Genomic DNA, 18539 nt, shown 5'->3' with positions numbered 1-18539 from the left:
TGGGATATGCTTTACTCATGTTGCTCTCTCGGTGCTGTCTACTATCTATTCACAGCGTATACCGAGAGAGCTTTTTTACAATCTGTCCGACTTTTCAAACATCCTCTGAGAGTGGAGGTTGCACCTTTTTACTCGAAGCTTGAGGTTCTGAACTCGGAAGTTGAGCCTTTTCACTCGAAAGTTGAAGTTCTGAACTCGGAAGTTGAGCCTTTTCACTCGAAGCTTGAAGTTCTGAACTCGGAATTTGCACCTTTTAACTCGAAGCATGAACTTCAGAACTCGAAAGTTGCACCTTTTAACTCGAAGCATGAACTTCAGAACTCGAAAGTTGCACCTTTTTACTCGAACGTTGAACTTCAAAACTCAAAACTTACACCTTTTAACTCAAAACTTCTACCTCATAACAAAACATAATCCCTTCTCAACCAATTAACTCAAGAAAACTCCGCGTGCCTTTGCGAGAACTCAGCACCCCTCCGCGTTAAAAAAGCCTCAACCCTAACTTCCCTTCTTAATCATGGCAACCAAACAGAAATTATTAACCGATATATCTTTAAAAGGCTTAGAAATTGCACCATCTCAGATACGCGGTGCTGTGCGAATTGTCCCTTTATTGCGGCGTGAAGTGCGGGGAGATTTACGCTTAATGCAGCGTAACTACAACGAAGATATTACTATTGTCTCCTTAGACGGAAAGATCGCGGAACCTGGGATGAAATACTATTCCTATGTACCTCATGGGTTGGTGATGTCTTGGAGTGACGATGGAAGTCCCCTAGCTAGCTTTGGTGGACAGATAATAAAATCAGATGGAAAGCGTTTAGATTGCGGTTGTGCGACTGTACGCTTAATGCATCGCATGGCGAAGCGAGAAGCTAAGAATCAACTGCGATTTTTACCGCTACATTTGGCGATGGAAGGTTTTCTCTCGTTGTTTTTTTCCGGCCCCGATATTGCTTGGAGTGAATATTCTAAGTATGCTTTATCTCATGGCTTAGGTTCGCGCTCTGAAATGTCCGTGAATGGACGTTATATTGCGGGATTGGAAGATGCTTTGCGAGTATTTGAGATTCATCCGCGACAAGTTGGGGTGTTGGTATTTGTCGCTGAGACTTTAGCATCGGCGTTTGTCGTTCCTACGCCAGAAGATTACCGCGCTTTACATACCAGTTTACTTGAGGACTTCTACGGCGAGTTAATTTATGAATACAGCTTGATGTTTGACAAGCCTTTACCAATGGATTTATCTGTAGATGATTCGACAATTAATAGTTTGGCAGATTTGCGCAGCGCGATCGCCAAAATGCGATCGGATTGGGCTGCTTTTCAGGGATTCATGGCGGAAGGATTGTTACAACGTCAGCTAAATTCTCAAAGAGTTTTTACAGCAGGGCCATTTGTTCTCCAAAGATTTATCACTGATTTGCGCCTCAAGGAGGAAAATCATATTGGGGAAGCAATTATCCGAGAAAATGGCGAATTAGAATATCTCAAAACTTACCGTCTTTCCACCGCCCAAACCCGGCGAGTTTATTTACTCAGCCAGCTACATTTTTATAACTGGAATATAGATGCTACAGCCAAAGCACTAGGTAACACCCGCGAAGAATTTGTCACCCGCTTAGAGACAGCAGGATTTGGTTATTTACTCAATCAACAAGTAAGAGATGCGGCTAGGAAAAAAGGGAAAAAATAATTCGTAGTAAGAATTAGTTAAGGATAAATGTAGGTTGGGTTGAACGAAGTGAAACCCAACAAATCGCCGAAAATGTTGGGTTTCGTTCCTCAACCCAACCTACGCGGGTTAAGATTTTTGACTTGGAGACAGTTGGCTTTGGTTATTTACTCAATCAACAAGTAAGAGATGCGGCTAGGAAAAAAGGGAAAAAATAATTCGTAGTATCGTTGACTGTTGACTGTTGACTGTTGACTGTTGACCGAGAACAATAGCATTGCGGTTGAAAAATATCGATAATTTTCCACCTCTATAATGAGAATATATAACAACGCTAGGCTAATAGTAGGTGTAATATGCAAGCTCTTTTCTGGACTGTAGAAGAAGTTGCGCAACGAGCCAAACAATTTTATGAAAATGGGATTCGTCAACAAGTTGAATATGGCGATAATATTGGCAAGATGATTGTAATCGATGCGGAAACAGGCGAATATGGAATTGATAAAACTGGTGTAGAATCTGCATTAATGTTAAAGCAGAAGAATCCCAAAGCTAGATTATTTACTATGCGAATTGGCTATGATGTTGCTGTTACATTTGGTGGTGCTTCTATGGTGCGTACAGTAGAATGATTTATCTGTCATTGGTCATTAGTCATTAGTTAGAGACGCGATTAATCGCGTCTGTACAATCGTCTTCCTTGCCCTCCTTCCCTTCTGCCATCTGCCCTCTGCCCTCTGCCTTCTCTCCACAGTCAAGCATACTGCTGTAGTTGCGCTAAATCATTCACGGCTTTTGCTAATTCATCTAAGTTAATTGGTTTATGCAAATACTTTTGATAACCTGCTAAATAGGCATATTGGCGATCCTCATCCATCACATAAGCACTAAGTGCGATCGCTCGTGTAATTCTACCTTGCTCGATGTCAAGTCTTTTCACTTTCCGCAGTAAGGAATAGCCATCTTCATCAGGTAAGCAAATATCGCAAATAAGGACATCTGGTTGAAAGCATAAGATGATTTCTAGGGCTTCACTCGCTGAAGTTGCTGTTAGCACCTCTGCCCCATCGAGTTCAAATAAAATACTGATTAGCTTTCTGGTATCTGGATCGTCATCAACTACCAGTAAGCGTAGGCCTTTGAACGAAAGGGGTTTGTTATCCATAATTTCAACCCTAATGAAGATGTAAAACTTGCAGTGGCAATAGAATACTAATACTTACTTATCTTCAATTTAAACGCTTTTAGATGTTCAGGTCTGTCCGTTCTCGCACATAGAAATGTAAAAATCTTTTATCAATGCTTACATCCCGACATATTGCTTCATAAATCAGCCAATTTGCCTGTTATAAACCGATAATATTCGCAAAAAACTGCTTATCTCGCTTAACTATCACCAAAACAGATATAGCTGCATACATATCTGCTAATTATGTCTATATATTTTTGTAACGATTTGGGCATGGGGCATGGGGCATTGGGCATTGGTTAGGCATTTCTTTCCCCCTGCACCCTGCCCCCTGCACCCCTGCCTCCCTAGCCCCTAGTAATGAATCCCCGCTTTTTTAAATCTGTGCAAGGCTTCACCCAAGCGATCGCAATCTGCAATTAAACTAATACGTACATAACCTTCGCCAGCAGCGCCAAAGGCATTACCTGGAGTTACAACTACACCAGTTTGTTGCAGTACATCTAAAGCAAAATCAGTGGAACCAATGCCCTCAGGACATTTCACCCACAAATACATAGTTGCTTTGGTTTTGGGAATATTCCAGCCTAACTCTCCTAACCCTGCAATCAAAAAATCGCGACGGGTGCGGTAGCGTTGTTGGACTTCATGCAAGTATTCATCTGGTAGTTGCAATGCGGTTTCGGCGGCGGTTTGCAAGGCGGCAAAGATGCCATAATCTAGGTTAGTTTTTAAAGTCCGCAAACCTTGAATTACATGGCGGTTCCCCACCACAAACCCCACGCGCCAACCAGCCATATTATAGGTTTTGGATAAGGTGTGGAATTCGACACCAATTTCTTTTGCACCAGGAATTTCTAATAAGCTAGTCGGTTGATAACCATCAAAAGCTAACTCGGCATAACACAAGTCATGCACTAAGAGAATTTCATGTTTTTTGGCAAAAGCGACGATTTCCTCAAAAAATTCCCGGGGTGCAGTCGCCGCCGTGGGATTGCTGGGATAGTTGAAATAGAGGATTTTGGCTTTTTGGGCAACTTCTTCGGGAATCGCGGCTAAATCGATTAACCAATCGTTTTCTGGTTTGAGCATCAAGCTGTAAACTTGTCCGCCAGCGATTACCGGGCCCCGAACGTGAACGGGATAGGCAGGAGAAGGTACCAGCACTATATCGCCAGGATTGATGTAAGCTAAGGCTAAATGGGCTAATCCTTCTTTAGAACCGAGTAGAGGTAAGGCTTCGCTATCAGGATCGAGAGAAACACCATAACGGCGATCGTACCAATTAGTGATAGAACGGCGGAAACTAGCAGTTCCCTCAAAGGGAGGATAACCATGATTAGCCGCATTTTGCAAAGCCTGCTTGGCGGCTTCCACTACCGGTTGTGGTGTGGGGCCATCAGGGTTTCCCATTCCCAAATCAATCAAATCTAAGCCTTGTTCCCTAGCTTTAGCCTTGAGTTCATCAAGACGGGCAAATACATAGGGTGGTAGCTTCTGTACTCGTTCTGCGGGAACAATCCAATCCAAACTCATTCCTGAACCTCAACCTCGTCACTTACTCCCCTCACTGAGACGCGATTTACCGTGTCTCGGCTTTCTACTGGTGCAGTGGTAGAAACCATCGCCGCCATTAATTGTTCCACCGCCACTTTAAACGGTAGCCGGTGGATATCAGAAGTGGGAACTAAGGCGACTTCGGCTGCTGTTTGCAGTTCTGCTAAGGTAATGTTGCCCAATCCCAAATCGCTCAATTTTTTTGGTAAGCCAATCTCTGCATAGAATTTCAACAGTTGTTGTCTAGCTGAGGTTGCTAGCTGATTGCCCTGTACCATTTCTTCTAATCGCAGTTGCACTAAAATCCCATAGGCGACTTTTTCACCGTGAATACTGCTATGACCGGCAACATGGGTTAAACCATTATGCACTGCATGGGCGGCAACGGTACGACATTGGGCACCACCAAGTCCGCCAATTACCCCAGCCATTAATACTGTCGCGTCTACAACTTCCCGCCAAACTTCGCTTCCTGGTTCTTGTAAGGCGGTTGTGGATTTTTGTAATAAGATATCGCGCAAAACTCTTGCTTGTTGGACTGCGGCGATGGTAAGGGTTTGTTGTGAATGTCCGCTACTAACTGAGGCTTCATACCATTTTGCGATCGCATCCCCAATTCCAGCAACTAATGTATGCTGTGGCGCAGTTTGAATTAAGTCGTAATCGAGAATGAGTAAATCGGGACAGCGCGATAAGCTGACATCGTATAAAAACGCCCCAGATTCAGAATACACGTTTGACAGCGCCGACCAAGCTGCACAGGTAGCTGCGGAGGTGGGAATTGTCACCACTGGTAATTGCAACTGATGGGCGACTAATTTCGCCGTATCTAGCGCTTTACCGCCACCAACACCGATAATTAAATCTGCTGTATGGTCTTTTGCTGCTTTACGTAAGGATTTTAGACTAGCTTCACAGCAATCTGCACCATAGGATGCTTGAGCTACATGCAGCTGTTGTTTTTCTAAAATTGGTGACAAACTGGCTTGAGTAATTGTCAGAGTGCGATCGCCTGCGACAATTAAAGGACGACTTCCCAAGCTAGCAATCTCTGCTGCTGCCGATTCTAATACACTGGCACCACGAATTACTTTTGCTGGCGCGATCGCTAGCGTTAATAACGAACTAGATGTTTGAGTAGACAAAGTTTGAGTAAAAGATTGATTGGGCATATAACTAGTTTGCCAAAACCTTGATATTTCTCAGCAAATTAACAATAAAAATCGGGCTTATGCTGAATAGTTACAAATCAGGCTGTTTGCTACCACGAGAAATCCAGATGACTCAACAAAGCCTGCTGCCAACTGCTTGAGCAGTTTGACATGGCTTGACTCAATAGTGCCCATTCGCCTTAAATCCCGAACAATCAAAGTTTTGAATAATCGTATAACTAATTCACAATACCACTCCTAGATACTCCGAAAAAGGCTTTGGTCATGTGGGTTTCGTACTGAGGAAGAACTAATAATGTCTTCTGTCACGATTACCCATAACCAACAGACAGATTCACTTTTTCCCATCAATGGCATGGCTAAATTAATATCTTAATCTAAAAAAAATAATTCTTGTATACTGAAATACAAAAAAAATATTGTTTTACTGTTAACAAGAAACCCCAATTTAATTTAGAGAAATATACTTACTAAATAATTTGTATCAGTGAGAAAAAAACACCACTCTACAACGTAAATATGGAATCTCAGAGTCAAAAATATAAATTTAATTAGTGATACAAACAGTACATAGAATGGGGCATGGGGCATTGGGCATGGGGCATTGGGCATTGGAAGTCCCTATTGATGTAATTTTCCTCCTCTGCTTCCTCTGCTTCCTCTGCTTCCTCTGCCTCCTCTGCTCCCTTGTCCCCCTTGTCCCCCTTGTCCCCCTGCTCCCTGCCCCCCTGCTCCCCTGCTTCCCTACGCTGCTGCTTTCGGTAATTGGGCAAATTTCTCAGGATAAATTTCCACCGCCATTTGGGGATCTTCTCGCTGAGTTAGAGTGCGCTTGACCTGACCTAAGTACAGTGGTACAGTCAACCCTGGTTCTGGATGAATTAGGGTACGGGCACGAATAGTCAGATAATTGTCATTCTTAGAACCTAAACGCCCATAAGAATAGAGATTACTAGCTGCTTGACGTAAAGTTGCTTCTAGTGCTGAAGGGGTAATATTTGGTGCGATCGCAATGACTGCTTGTGTAGAACCATTGTCATAAATTAAGCTATAACGCACTGCACCAGGAATCACAGTACGACTTAAAGGTACTAACGAGAGTGCAAATAAACCACCTGTCAGTACCAGCATAAAACCAGTCGTACCCACCAGCCGAAAGCGAATACCCCATTTAAAAATTAAACCCAAGACTGTTAAGGCGGCAAATACCAACGTGGCAATACCTGACCATTGGGTATATTGAAGAAAATCTGCTGTTGTGAGCATAAGGTTGGCTACTGAAGCGTGATTTTTCGATTACGGACAACACCATTCTACCGAGTGCTTACACCCTAAGAAGCAGCTTTCCTAGCTGACTTTTACGAGTCTGATTCTACTTCCGTTTCCTCGTCTTCAATTGTAAAATCGCTGATGTAGTCGCGTACAACGCGCTCAAAAAATAAGGGAGCAGGTAAGGCTGTCCAATCGCTGTAGTGACCAAACCCGTAGCGTAGTGACTCTACAAGAGCCGCTAAGTCATCAGGATTATCATCTGGTTGACGTAGGGTAACGACAATCTCAAGGGGGTTGGGAGTAGGCCAGCGACCTGCAAACGGAGCTTGTTTAGTGAGTAAACTAGTTTTTTTATCCAGACTGTAGGTTGAGCGATAGCAACTTTGACCGCGAGTATGTTGATGTGGTAGCTCACGCGCTACAGATAGATAAGCTACGCATCCAGTTTTGTTAGTCGCGCTGAGTCTAAATAAACCAGTTGCACTAGATGCTGAAGGAATTTTCTTGTCAGGCGGCAGTTTTTTTAGTTCTTCTTTAGTTCTGGTATCTTCTACAGAAGTTTCTATGATATGTCTGGCTTTTTTCTCAATAATGCCAGGTGCAAGTTCTTGGCGAATACGAATTATACGTGCGCCTTGCCAGTTAACTTGCATATCTTGATACGAACCAAGGTTGATTTGATTAGCATTTATTCTAATATCAGCTAACCAAGGCCATAGTTGAACGCAGTTGGACGAATCAATCATAACCAATGGTTGCTTCCCTTCTTCCACAGAATTAGAAACAATTTGTTCCACAAAGTCCATGAATCTAGTCTGGCGTATCTTTTCTTTATCAGCCAGTTTGATAGGAGTAAGTTCAGCAACCAAAGCTCGTGCTTCTGAAAAACTAATCCACGGCCTGATTACTAAATTTCCTCTATCATAAGCACAGCAAAATTCACATTTACCTGTATCCACATTGAGGCGGATTGCTATTGGTAAAAATGTACTTTCTATTTTGCCACGAACGCGACCTTTTTGTTTACGGACGATTGTAGTTATAATAATTTCTTTTGGTCTTGCTTCCGGTGGAATATTTTGCAGGTACTTATCAACTTTTTCTTTGACCTCATCAATACGACCAGAATGAGCAAAAATTAAGTCTTTTAATGCTGATTGCATCCGATGGAAAAAGTCTGCAAGTTTAAGATGATTTGCTTTCCGAGTCTTTTCGATGGGTAATAGAAATTGCACACCAGCACCAGCCATTGCTAATGCTTTGCGGGTTGAGGGTTTATTAACTTTATCATCAGGTTTGACATTGTTTTGTCCATTAGGATTTGGATAAAACTGTCGCGCCATTATTAAGCAGAAAGTTGGCTGATTGAGCTTTTTAATCTGTTGTGTAGTGGATTCCCATGCTTTAATTCGCTCACGCGATCGCTCTTTAGCCTTCAATTCTTTTCCTGGTAGAATCTCTTTTGGCCCATGAGTATCTTCTGGCAAGCGACTAATTTCTACTTTAAGTGTATCTCTCCACAAAAGTTGAGTAACCTTCTGCAACAGCTTCACTTCTGTTTGTAAATGAGCTTCATAAAAGATAAACAGTGACGGTCGTTCATTAGGATACAATCTCTGCATCGCTGTCTGGTTTGCTTGAATCAGGTCTTGAAGTTCAGTCGTTTGATTCAGTGTGCCTACCTTGAATTGAAGAGCTTTTCTTCCCCAATGAATCCCTTCTAAACGAATGCCAAAATATTTACTTAGCAAGTCATCAATTTGTTTATCATTGAGTTGTTCGAGATATTTCGGCGTAAATTCTAACTTAGTATTTGTTTGAAGAGCTTCCAAAACACCACCAAGCAGTGTAGGAAGATTAATCATGCGTGATGCTGTATCATCTAGTTTGTGGGTAGATGGTACTTTTTCGCAATCCTTAAATACTTCGATTCCTAATGGTTGAAGAATTTTAGCGATCGCTTCAAACGCATCTAATTTATCAATCTCTGGTACACCTGTTTCAATACCGTATTTTTCTGAAGTTTCTTCGTCGTCTTCTGAATTATCTTGTAGTCCATTACGGTAAGTTAGAAGTACCTGACAGCTATCAGTAGAAGCTAAACCCAAAGCGATTTCTTGACCATCACTAGATGACCCCAGATTTAATTTTCTCCGCAGGATTTCAAAATCCTTATCTGTTCTCCAAACCCATTTTACCTGCTCTTCTTTGTTGGTTTTACCATTTTTACCTTTTTTATCTCGTTCGCATTTTACTTGATAGCTGAAGGCGCGATCGGTATGCTCTTGAGAAAATATGAAGCCGCTAATATTTCTACGGTCATATTCAGGAGCTTTTAACTGAGTGAACCAGCGACGTTTAGAAACCTCAACTTGTAATAAAGGTTGATGTAAAGATGGATAAGTAATAACTTCTAATCTCACTATAAAACTGAATTTTCCTTTTTTGTTATCTAAGGTAATCGGATCTGTAATCAGTTCTGCAATACCAGAACTAAATGTACCATTGCTGAAAATAACACGTTTCATCGGCCCTAACTCTGGAAAAATAACTTGTCCAGCAATTTGACGAGCTACATAATCTGCAAGCATTCGATAGGCATATTTATCTTTAGGTTGAGTTGTATCCGTCTTTGTATTCCAAGCCCAAGGTAATACTTGAGATTTGAATGCAGCAACTTTTATTAACTCTCCTCTTTCTTGCAAATCTTCCAAGCGTTCAATAATCCCTATTGATATATCCTCCTTTTCAGCAAATGGTTTGAGATAGTTTGTCAACCAATCATTAATAATTGGGCGAAGCATTCTATTTATTTCTTCCTCATTGCCACCAGTAAAGTAAACAAAAGGTTCTGGTAAATTATCGCCTTTAGCAGAATTCAAAGCATATTTGCTAAGGCCTATCTCTGGTTCAATTCTTGCTGCATTTTTTAAGACAACTTGTATGAAATTTCGCAATGAGCCATAAGGAAGATTTTTGACATTAGCTGCTTGTTGAATCTCGCCAAAACATTGCAACGCTGGTTTTGTCCAAGTAAGAGTGCAACCCTCTACTATAATTGGGGGTAGTTTATCTGGTACTGTGAAAGCTAAAGGAAATTTTGCGATTGATTTGATTTGACCTGGCTGGATATACAATGTATCTGAGACGAAATCACCTTCAATTTCTTCGTCTTCCTCTTCTGCCAATAAATCTTCTTCAAATTCAATTTCATTATCAAAGTTATTCATCATTTTTACATCTCCAATAGTGGTGAAAATTCGTCAAAACCTGTTTCTTCATCCGCCGATTCTTCTAAGGAATGTAATTCATCAGAATAAATTACTCCTTGAATGCGCTGTAAAGGTTCTAGAAATGCGCTATAAAGTTCCTGATAAATTTCTCGAATTACGGGGTCTTCGTGCTTAACACATTCTTCTAAAATAATTCGCATCTGAATCAGCATACTATCTCGTCCAGAATCGGCTTTACCTTCTGTTGATTTTTTAGCCCAAGCTGCATCAACAAAGTAAACTGATACTGGGCATCCATTCCGCATTCCTCGACCAATTGTTTGCAGAATAGCTACCATTTGATTAGCCGTAAATGATTTGAATAGTTCAGTCCCTAAACGGCTTGCCATTAAGGGTTCACGCAACAATCTATTGGCAGTTAACCACAAGTCTTTTCTTGATTGTCGCCAAGCTGTTGCTATGGCATTCAAATCTTCTATTTCACTAAAAACTCGACTATCAAATTCTTGTGTTGCTCGTCCTGTTAAGCTATACAAAAGCTGCATATCATCTTTAGTAGGGTGAGGACGGGTGAGGAAATAAATTGAGCCAATTGCTGCATCTAGCTTTCTTTCCCCTTTGGTAAAAACAATATTGACACCTCTACCAATTGCCAGCAGGGGAAAGATTAAAATGTGACAATTTTCATCATCTCCTAATGCTTCACATTGCGCAGAAGTGATAAAATCTTTTGGTTGTTCCCCTTCTTTTAGAGACTTCACAACTGCTTTTGTATGCCTACCAACATCAGGATAATAGGTATTGATATATTTTTTGATATCGCGTGCTTGGTCATAACCATTAACAACTAAAGCTGCTTTACGGCGAATACCAGACTTGATATCAAATTTATTCATAGCTTTATAAATTTCAGATTTAGTTTTTCCTCCTTTGACAAGAGCATCTACCATCAGCTCAAGATTACGTGTTTGCATTTTGCGATCGCCTGCGCCACTGTATAGTAGAGGTTGATCGCCCCGTTGACTATCTGAAAACCATTTGAAATAATAAGTGCTTTTTGCTGATGTCTGATTTTTTGGCTGATGTGGTTTGAGTAAATAATGTGGCCCGGCGTTAATATGATAGGCAGGACTGGCTTGTAAAAATGATGTAGCTGAGGTAATTAAAATAGTGGGACTGGCTTGTCCATTATCTGCCTCTAACAACCGATGAAAGCGGTGCATTAACATCCGAGGCGCACCTACGAATGTAATGTAAGATAACTCCATATTTCTAGCCGCAGTGCGCGTTGTTAGTGCTTTGAAAAAACTGTATCGCACACCAGAAAATGAACCTAAAATGCTTTCGGGAATAAATTTTCTAAGTTCTGGTGATGCAGTTGATTCCATAACTGATTCACGAATGAAACCTTCTGCAAGCATTGTTCTTGTCCCTGGTACAATTCGCTGATAACCCAAAATTACGAATGTAACAGTTATAAGTAATTTAATTAAATCCTCTGTTTCTATAGTTAATTGATGCTTGGGAAAACAAAGTTTGAAAAATACTTCAATAATTTCTTGGACAATCGCATCACGTTGTTTAATGAGATTTTCAGCTAAGTAACGGCGAAAATGATGAATGAGAGTCTTCCATTCCTTTTCTAAGGTTTCTTTGTTTATGCCTATATAATGAGGCCAAAAATCTGCTTTAAAATCTTGAGGGTTATTAACTCCTGTGCGGTCATAAAAGGCGTTATATGCTGCTTTTTCCCAAAATTCAGCTAATGCTCGACTTCTGGTAACTTCTGTTTTGACCTCTTGTTCATCAATTTCATCTTGCTTATGAGATTTTTTAACACTATTCAATAGTTCGCTAACAATCCGTAATACAGTCAGCAATTGATTTTCGTAGCGTTCTCTTACACGCGACCCTGACATATTATGGATGGTGGTAATCAAAGAGGTATTATGATTGCCAAATTCTGCTAAGTCACGGCTGTAAAGTTCTATATCCCGATCAAATAGTCGATAGTTTTCACCACGAGCAAAGCGATTATGAATTTGTTCGAGAATTACTCTATGAATTGAGCGTTCTGAACCGGAAATACTTAAAGTTGCAGCGCCATAATCATCTAAGACTTTCTGCACCATGTCGCCTTCGTCAAAAACAACTAGGTCAAAGGTACGGGCGATTAATTCAAAATATCGTAACTGTTCGTAAGTTGCATGGGGTGATATTTGAGTATCAAGCGATCGCACATGACCAACCCAAATATTGGCATCTAATAAATCTCGCTGTGCTTTATTACGACCGCACATTGTCCAGAGGGGACACAGGCATTTTTTCATCTTTCCCTGTTTCCCTCCTCCTTGCAATATCTCGTTGCAAGGTGCGTAACCAAACCCCCAAAAAGACGTATCCGCAGTAGAAAAAGCTGGTAGAACACAGTTGAGTCCAAAAACTTCTGCCTGTTCTAAGCTGTAAGCAAAACCACCATTATTTCCTATGGCGGCGATCGCTTCTGCAATATTGTCTGCGTGGTGACGACGAGTTTCATCACCTTGACCGACAAGCATTCCCACTTTAACTTGATGAAATGCCAAATCAGCCATGTACTGTCTAGCAACTTCAATGGAGGGAAACACAAACATTGCTTTATAGTCATGTAGCCCCAACCATACAGCTATCAACACCAGCAACGTTGTTTTACCCGACCCAGGTAAACCAATTAAGTGTTTGATATCCTCTAATTCCAACACATCATTTTCTTTCCGCAGTCCTTTTCCAGCCTCCGACACCATCAGGTCAAAGCGTTCAAAGCGCTCTTTCCAATTACCTAATCGTCGCCCAGGATCTTGCTTCTCACGTTCGTCCATTTCACGAGCCAAATCGTGCAGTTCTTTTAGGGGAATGCAAATCTTTCCTCTTGGTTGGCGGTTGAGGGAATGTGTACGACGTGCAGCTATCGGGGCAGAAATACGCGGAATGTCTAACTTTACGGAGGTTGAGTCTTCACCTAACGCCACAGCCATTGGCTGACGAGGATCGGCAACTGTAAAACTATAGGTGTCGTAGGGCAAAGGGTTACTAAGAATTTGCCGCGCCTTTGTAATTGACGAATCTTCTAAAGCGTCAGTCCTGTGAAAGTGAAGTGTTTCAATATCAATTTCATACGTCCCTTGAGTATTGTTGCAGTAATGATAATTGTTATAGAGAGCGATCGCGTGCTTCACTGATTGGTGCGTTACATAAGCCAGTGACATCTGACGCATATTGAAAATAGCTTGACGGGCTTGTGCAAAGGTAGGTGCATTTAAAATGCTGGCCATACCTGACATAACTACTGGCGCATACTCCAGTGAATTAGTGCCGATAAATTCTTCCATGAAGACGCAAAGCCAACAAATTCGCTCTGCACCTTTCCAAAAATCAGGTTTGGTTCGCATAGGGTATCTTCTGTAAAAACTCAATGACCGAGGAAACTGACATAATTTCTAAACTGGCTGCATCACCTTTTTTATCAAGTGTTGATTTGAGGGTGGAAATGTAGCTTGGGTTATCCTCAATTAAGCGATCGCTCACAGCCAAAATCCGACGACGATAATAAATCAGACCGCCAATACTACGATTTAGCCGCAAAGCTAAAGTCACCGGACTTGTATAGGACTTAGCATCAATTCCAATTACTTTTTCATTAATCGCTATATCGCATAAATCCGACTCTGGATAAAGTTCAGCATCTAGTCCGTTTTGTCTAGCTGTATCAAATATGGCTAATTCGTCAATTGCTGGGCCTGTCCAGTAAGTGAGAATTTGCGGCTTGGCAATTCGTAAAATGTCTTCGTTGGGATCTAGTTTCTCAGACACTTTTGGCAATTCATGACCAATACACTGGCGAATAGGACAACGCCCTTCTGAAAACAGCCTATTGTTAGGGTGAGGCCGCATAAGTGTGCCACAGTGGGCGCAACGGTTTGCTAAACCATCAATTAGCCAAATATCCGGTACTAAATCGAAAAAATTATCAAGAATCATTCCCTGTAAAGGAGTTAAGTCATTGTCAACCAAGTAATCAAATAGTTGGCGTTGTCCAATCAGAGAATACCTACCAAACAACTCTCGTAATGCAGTGTAAGCCTTATGTTGACGACGGCCGCCCAACCTTTGAGTTGCGTCGCATAAGTCAGTATAAAGCCGATGTTCAATAACGTTATTTTCCCCAAAACCGCTACTGAGGTTGGCAATCTCGGCACAGTCTGAGGTGGGAACTCGCAAATCTGGATCAATGATGGTTGCGTTAGAAAAGCGAAAGTCTGATTGGCTAAAAATTCCTAACCCCCAACGTTCAGAACCAAGCGGGTAGCGTGCGTTATCCAAAACAGTATGTACACAAGCCGCGCGATCGCATTGTCCTTCTTCAATATATAAACGACCTAATTTGCACATTGCTTGATAGAGTTCTGGCGGCAATGTACTATCCTCTTGACGGACAATTTGTTGCCCTGGTAGCACTCGGTCATACTGACGGATAATTCCTTGTGCTAACAAAACTACGGCATCTTCAGCCAGATCCGTTGGTGGTCTGTGTCCAGTCGGTAACGGCAAAGAAGTTGTGGTGATGGTGGGTAGCCATGTAGGGTCTTGTCCTTGAGCTTCCGCCAGAATTTGCAACTCCAAAGTATCTGCAGAGAAAGAAGGTAATACTTGCGCGATCGCTGCTAGTGTCCAACCTTTCTTTAATAGTAAAATTGTTGCTAATCCCTCCAAAATTTGCCGAAATCCAAATTCTTCTCCTTTAGGTTGTGATAAAAGTTGCTTTGCTCTCCACGCCCGCACGGTTCGCAAGGCTGGTGGCTCTACTGACAGTCTCAAGTGTTTAATCTGGTGTTTAAGTTCCTTTGTGAGTGCATCCGCAGTTCCCTGCCACTGACGCACGCTTTCAAATTTCATATGTTTACTATACATCATTAGAGGTTTACACTAAATGATGTAAATAAGTTTGTCAACCTATGCGAGTATAAATTTTTAGGTGATAAATTTCGGAATAGCCTTCTTCCTTACTGTTTGCCTAGTTAGCAATAGACACACGACAATAAAAAACTCCACCCACAAGGGGATGGAGTTTTTGGCATGGGGAATAGGGCATAGGGCATAGTAAAGAGTTACCAATGCCCAATGCCCCAGGCAGGTAACTTCTCCACCCACAAGGGGATGGAGTTTCCTGCAGCTACTGGTTGAAAGATGATAATCTTAAACTTTTACAAGAAATCGCCAGACTACCATCTTCAGTACTGGCAACATTTAGCTGATATTGTGGTAAACAAGTTTCTACAGTATTACCTTTAATAATTTTCATTTCTTCTGCCAAGATACAACTTGCAAATTGTCCTTTGTCACTGAAAGAAATATAATTTTCGGATTTGCAAACAAAATTAGATGTACCTGTTTTATAACTAGAAATTTGTAAATTTGTATCTTGACTGAGGATACAAGTTGCTAAGGAACCATTTCCATATTTGGTGATAGTGTCTGTTTCACAAACAACTGAAGCTTGAGCAGGTGAGGAAATTGCCAGATTTAAGGTTAATAAACCACACGAAGATGTGACAACTGCTAATAATGAAGAGAATCTTTTCATACACAAATTCTGATATTATTGACTGGTTTATTACAACAAAATATAGCTGTTGACTGTTGATTGTTAACTGTTGACTGTCGACTGTTGACAGACTTGAAAGCCTTTTATTGTCAGGGTTTTATTTTAACTTGATTTCCTAATCTATCTGGCTACAGCTATAGATAAAAAAAAGGCATCTTTTACAGATGCCTATTATGCAGGAAAACCCCCAAAAGGGTTATCCGTACACCTTCCCAACAATCAGCAACAGTCACTAACTTGAATTAGTGACACTCACAGACGTGAATATTAGTAATTTTATTAACTGTTAAGGATAAATGACTCCGGTGGATACACTGAAAAAGTTATCTGCTGTGTAGATTCATCAACTGTGCCGAATTTAATTTATATATTTAATCTGCTTGGCTGTTGATGGGGGTTGTTACAGACAATAAAGTACTTACCAATAAGTCATCAAAACTTCGCTAATTGACTCTAATTCTCTGGAGATTTCGATTTATTATCTTGGTTGTAACGATAGACTAATCCGCAAACTGCGGATAACATCAACCATGACAGCGTATTCAATCTAAAATCGTAGAGAGTGACATCAACAGTATTAGAGAGTAACCAGCCAAATAAGGCGATTATATAGGTAAAAAATAGCAATTTATCTTCAGAATTGGGGAATTTTGCTTCGCGTAGCAATTTCACAGATGCATACAAAATCCAGCCTATTAAACCACAAAATAACAGCGTACTAGGTATCCCAGTTTCAGCCGTGAGCATTAAAAATAAGTTGTGGGGATGACCTAGAGAAATCTGTGTTTTTGCTTGGTATAATCCTGTAAAATTGCGTAATCCCCAACCTGTCCAAGGATGTTGTTGAGTTAAAGACCAAGCAAATCCCCATTGGGTTTTACGCATTAAAGCTACTGGCCTGTCGGGATACATATCATCGTTTAAGCGTGCCCAAAAGAAAGCGGGAACGAAGCGGCGAAAAAATTGGGCGAATGGTGAAGGCGCAAACGCTGCTAATAAAATGCAAGTTGCGATCGCACTTACACCAGCTACCAGAATTCGCCAACCTTGGTAGAGTGCATAAGCTAAACAAACAAAAATAGCGATCGCCCAAGCATTCCGAGAGTTGGTAAAAATTAACGCTATGAAATTGATAATTCCCGTAATCGTCAAAAAGATTAGAGGAGCCTTAGAACGTTGAATTCCCTGCTTAATTAACTGCCATTGTTCTAGCCCTAAACCCAAACCAAAAGTAAAAAGTATAACTAAATAAGTACCTAATGTATTAGCGTGCATTAAAATTGATGACATCCGCCCTGGTGGTTCTCCTCCTGGCGCGATCGTCCACTCTAATACCACCCATAAAAAGGTTAAATTGAGCGACCAGCCCAAAAATAACTGTCCTAAGCCTAAAATAGTAATAGGTACGGAAGCAATGACCAAAATCCAAGCCATTTGCCGTAATTGAGCGATTTTTTGGAATAAAGCGCTTAATCCAGCAAAAACAAGAAAGTAAGGTACAAAATTAAATAAGCCGACATAAGCCAGGGTTTTGTCTTCGGCGAACCCAGCTGTAATTGTTAGCAATACAGCCAAAAGCGCAAATCCCCAATTAATAGGACGGCGAATAACTTTACCCCATTGGCGCGCCAAAGTAATTAAAGATGCCAATACAATTAATACAGCCCCCAAAAAGGGACTCAATGGGAAGAGAACCAGCCCCACTTGAGTCAAATTCCAAGGCAATTGTAAGGCTGTGTTTGGATGGTAAACAGCCTGTCTCAAGCTAGCTCCCAGCATTCACTACGGGTTAGACGAATTTGCGCTAGGGCGAAGATAGTCGGGATAATGCGACCATAGTTAGTGGCGATCGCTCTCCACCCTAAATCTGCAAAAAACCAAGCCCACATCACCGGGCCGATCACCGCGAAAACACTCCGCATCGCTCCATAACGTGCAGCGTTGACAGTCATCCCCCGTCGTGCCATTTGTAACGCTACATAAGTTTGAAATTGCGTAGTTGTAGTTGCTGTTCCTTGAATAGCGGCGGTTTTCGCTACTTGATAGGTGGCAAAGTGTGTAGCAAATTGTCGAGCAATTTGTTTCAGTACCAGTGGTTGAATCACAGAAGTGACAGCTAAAGCACTACCACCTTTAAAAATTATGCCTAAGGGATCGCGTTGTAATAAAAGCGGTAGCGGTTGTTTAGCTTCCGATTTGATTAGGTGACGCTGTACCTGTAGAGTTAATTTTCGTTTTTCTTTTTCTGGCAATTTTTTCCACACATGCCCTAATAGATGCAAAAATACTTCTGCTTCTAAATCTACTGTTGCCAGTTGGTTAGAATAGGGTATTTTTAAATACTTACATACTTGAATTAATGCTTGCCGATAAGTTACCTGGCTAGTGCGTCCCCGCAATACTGTCATCCCATCTGCGGCTAAAAAGCGAAAACGATCTTCTAGTGTATCTAACCAAGCTTTGCGGTCTTGACTTTGGACTTCAATCGGTTCAGGTGTGTGAACGTAGTCTAAGGGATTGAACTTACGACTAAACAGAATCGCCGTTAAATCCTGCAATTCTTCTTCAGTTGCTAGCTCTAGAGCCGCCCTCAGTTCATCCAATTTCCCTTCCTCCGTTACTTGCTGCTTCTGTACCCTATTCTACTATTAGGTTTCAGCAGTCATTTAGTAACGTTTGTTGCAAGATGATGAATTCATTGAAAGCGGCGGGAAACTCCATCCCCTTGTGGGTGGAGAGGGACAGCCGCCCCGCCGCTTGGGGCATTGGGCATTGGGCATTGGTAATTTCTTCCCCATGC

At 41.4% G+C, this 18539-nt stretch carries 13 protein-coding genes; 2 read left to right on the top strand and 11 right to left on the bottom strand.

The window, feature by feature from the left end; all coding sequences use genetic code 11:
* The first annotated feature begins 517 nt into the window (after positions 1-517).
* Complete coding sequence (locus H6G08_RS33140; protein ID WP_190550982.1) at positions 518-1696, top strand: ARPP-2 domain-containing protein; 1179 nt, start codon at positions 518-520, stop codon at positions 1694-1696.
* Positions 1697-2031: 335 nt separating this feature from the next.
* Positions 2032-2307, top strand: coding sequence for a hypothetical protein (locus H6G08_RS33135; protein ID WP_190550980.1), 276 nt, complete (start codon positions 2032-2034; stop codon positions 2305-2307).
* A gap of 122 nt (positions 2308-2429) precedes the next feature.
* Here the strand turns inward: H6G08_RS33135 and H6G08_RS33130 are convergent, their stop codons facing one another.
* The 11 genes from H6G08_RS33130 to H6G08_RS33080 all read right to left on the bottom strand — a co-directional run bounded on the left by H6G08_RS33130 (position 2430) and on the right by H6G08_RS33080 (position 18342).
* Positions 2430-2840 (bottom strand): response regulator, encoded by a 411-nt coding sequence (locus tag H6G08_RS33130; RefSeq protein ID WP_190550978.1) that lies wholly within the window; start codon positions 2838-2840, stop codon positions 2430-2432.
* A 378-nt stretch (positions 2841-3218) separates the two neighbouring features.
* Positions 3219-4400, bottom strand: a complete 1182-nt coding sequence (locus tag H6G08_RS33125) for an aspartate aminotransferase (protein ID WP_190550975.1) — start codon at positions 4398-4400, stop codon at positions 3219-3221.
* The gene (locus H6G08_RS33120; protein ID WP_190550973.1) at positions 4397-5593 is read right to left on the bottom strand and encodes an iron-containing alcohol dehydrogenase family protein; all 1197 of its coding nucleotides are present in this window, start codon (positions 5591-5593) and stop codon (positions 4397-4399) included. Before H6G08_RS33120 ends, H6G08_RS33125 begins: the two co-directional genes overlap by 4 nt.
* Before the next feature lie 453 nt (positions 5594-6046).
* Positions 6047-6184, bottom strand: coding sequence for a hypothetical protein (locus H6G08_RS33115; protein WP_190550971.1), 138 nt, complete (start codon positions 6182-6184; stop codon positions 6047-6049).
* Positions 6185-6337: 153 nt separating this feature from the next.
* Positions 6338-6859 (bottom strand): Ycf51 family protein, encoded by a 522-nt coding sequence (locus H6G08_RS33110; RefSeq protein WP_190550969.1) that lies wholly within the window; start codon positions 6857-6859, stop codon positions 6338-6340.
* A gap of 92 nt (positions 6860-6951) precedes the next feature.
* Complete coding sequence (locus H6G08_RS33105; protein WP_190550967.1) at positions 6952-10098, bottom strand: RNaseH domain-containing protein; 3147 nt, start codon at positions 10096-10098, stop codon at positions 6952-6954.
* Between the two features lie 2 nt (positions 10099-10100).
* Positions 10101-13526: a pPIWI_RE_Z domain-containing protein gene (locus H6G08_RS33100; RefSeq protein WP_190550965.1), complete on the bottom strand. Its 3426-nt coding sequence runs from the start codon at positions 13524-13526 to the stop codon at positions 10101-10103.
* Entirely contained in the window at positions 13510-15030 is a 1521-nt protein-coding gene (locus H6G08_RS33095) for a restriction endonuclease-related protein (RefSeq protein WP_190550963.1), read from the bottom strand. The genes H6G08_RS33100 and H6G08_RS33095 overlap by 17 nt, the downstream gene beginning before the upstream one ends.
* Positions 15031-15307: 277 nt before the next feature.
* Positions 15308-15718, bottom strand: coding sequence for a hypothetical protein (locus H6G08_RS33090; protein ID WP_190550961.1), 411 nt, complete (start codon positions 15716-15718; stop codon positions 15308-15310).
* Between the two features lie 474 nt (positions 15719-16192).
* Positions 16193-17518 (bottom strand): O-antigen ligase family protein, encoded by a 1326-nt coding sequence (locus H6G08_RS33085; RefSeq protein WP_190550959.1) that lies wholly within the window; start codon positions 17516-17518, stop codon positions 16193-16195.
* Positions 17500-18342 carry a YaaW family protein gene (locus H6G08_RS33080; protein ID WP_190550957.1) on the bottom strand — a complete coding sequence of 281 codons (843 nt, stop codon included), beginning with the start codon at positions 18340-18342 and terminating at the stop codon, positions 17500-17502. The genes H6G08_RS33085 and H6G08_RS33080 overlap by 19 nt, the downstream gene beginning before the upstream one ends.
* Positions 18343-18539: the final 197 nt, after the last annotated feature.

The organism is Calothrix anomala FACHB-343 (assembly GCF_014696435.1).
Classification (GTDB): Bacteria; Cyanobacteriota; Cyanobacteriia; order Cyanobacteriales; family Nostocaceae; genus Aulosira; species Aulosira anomala_A.
Note: the sequence above shows the minus strand (reverse complement) of the source record. Positions and strands in the feature narration are given on the sequence as shown.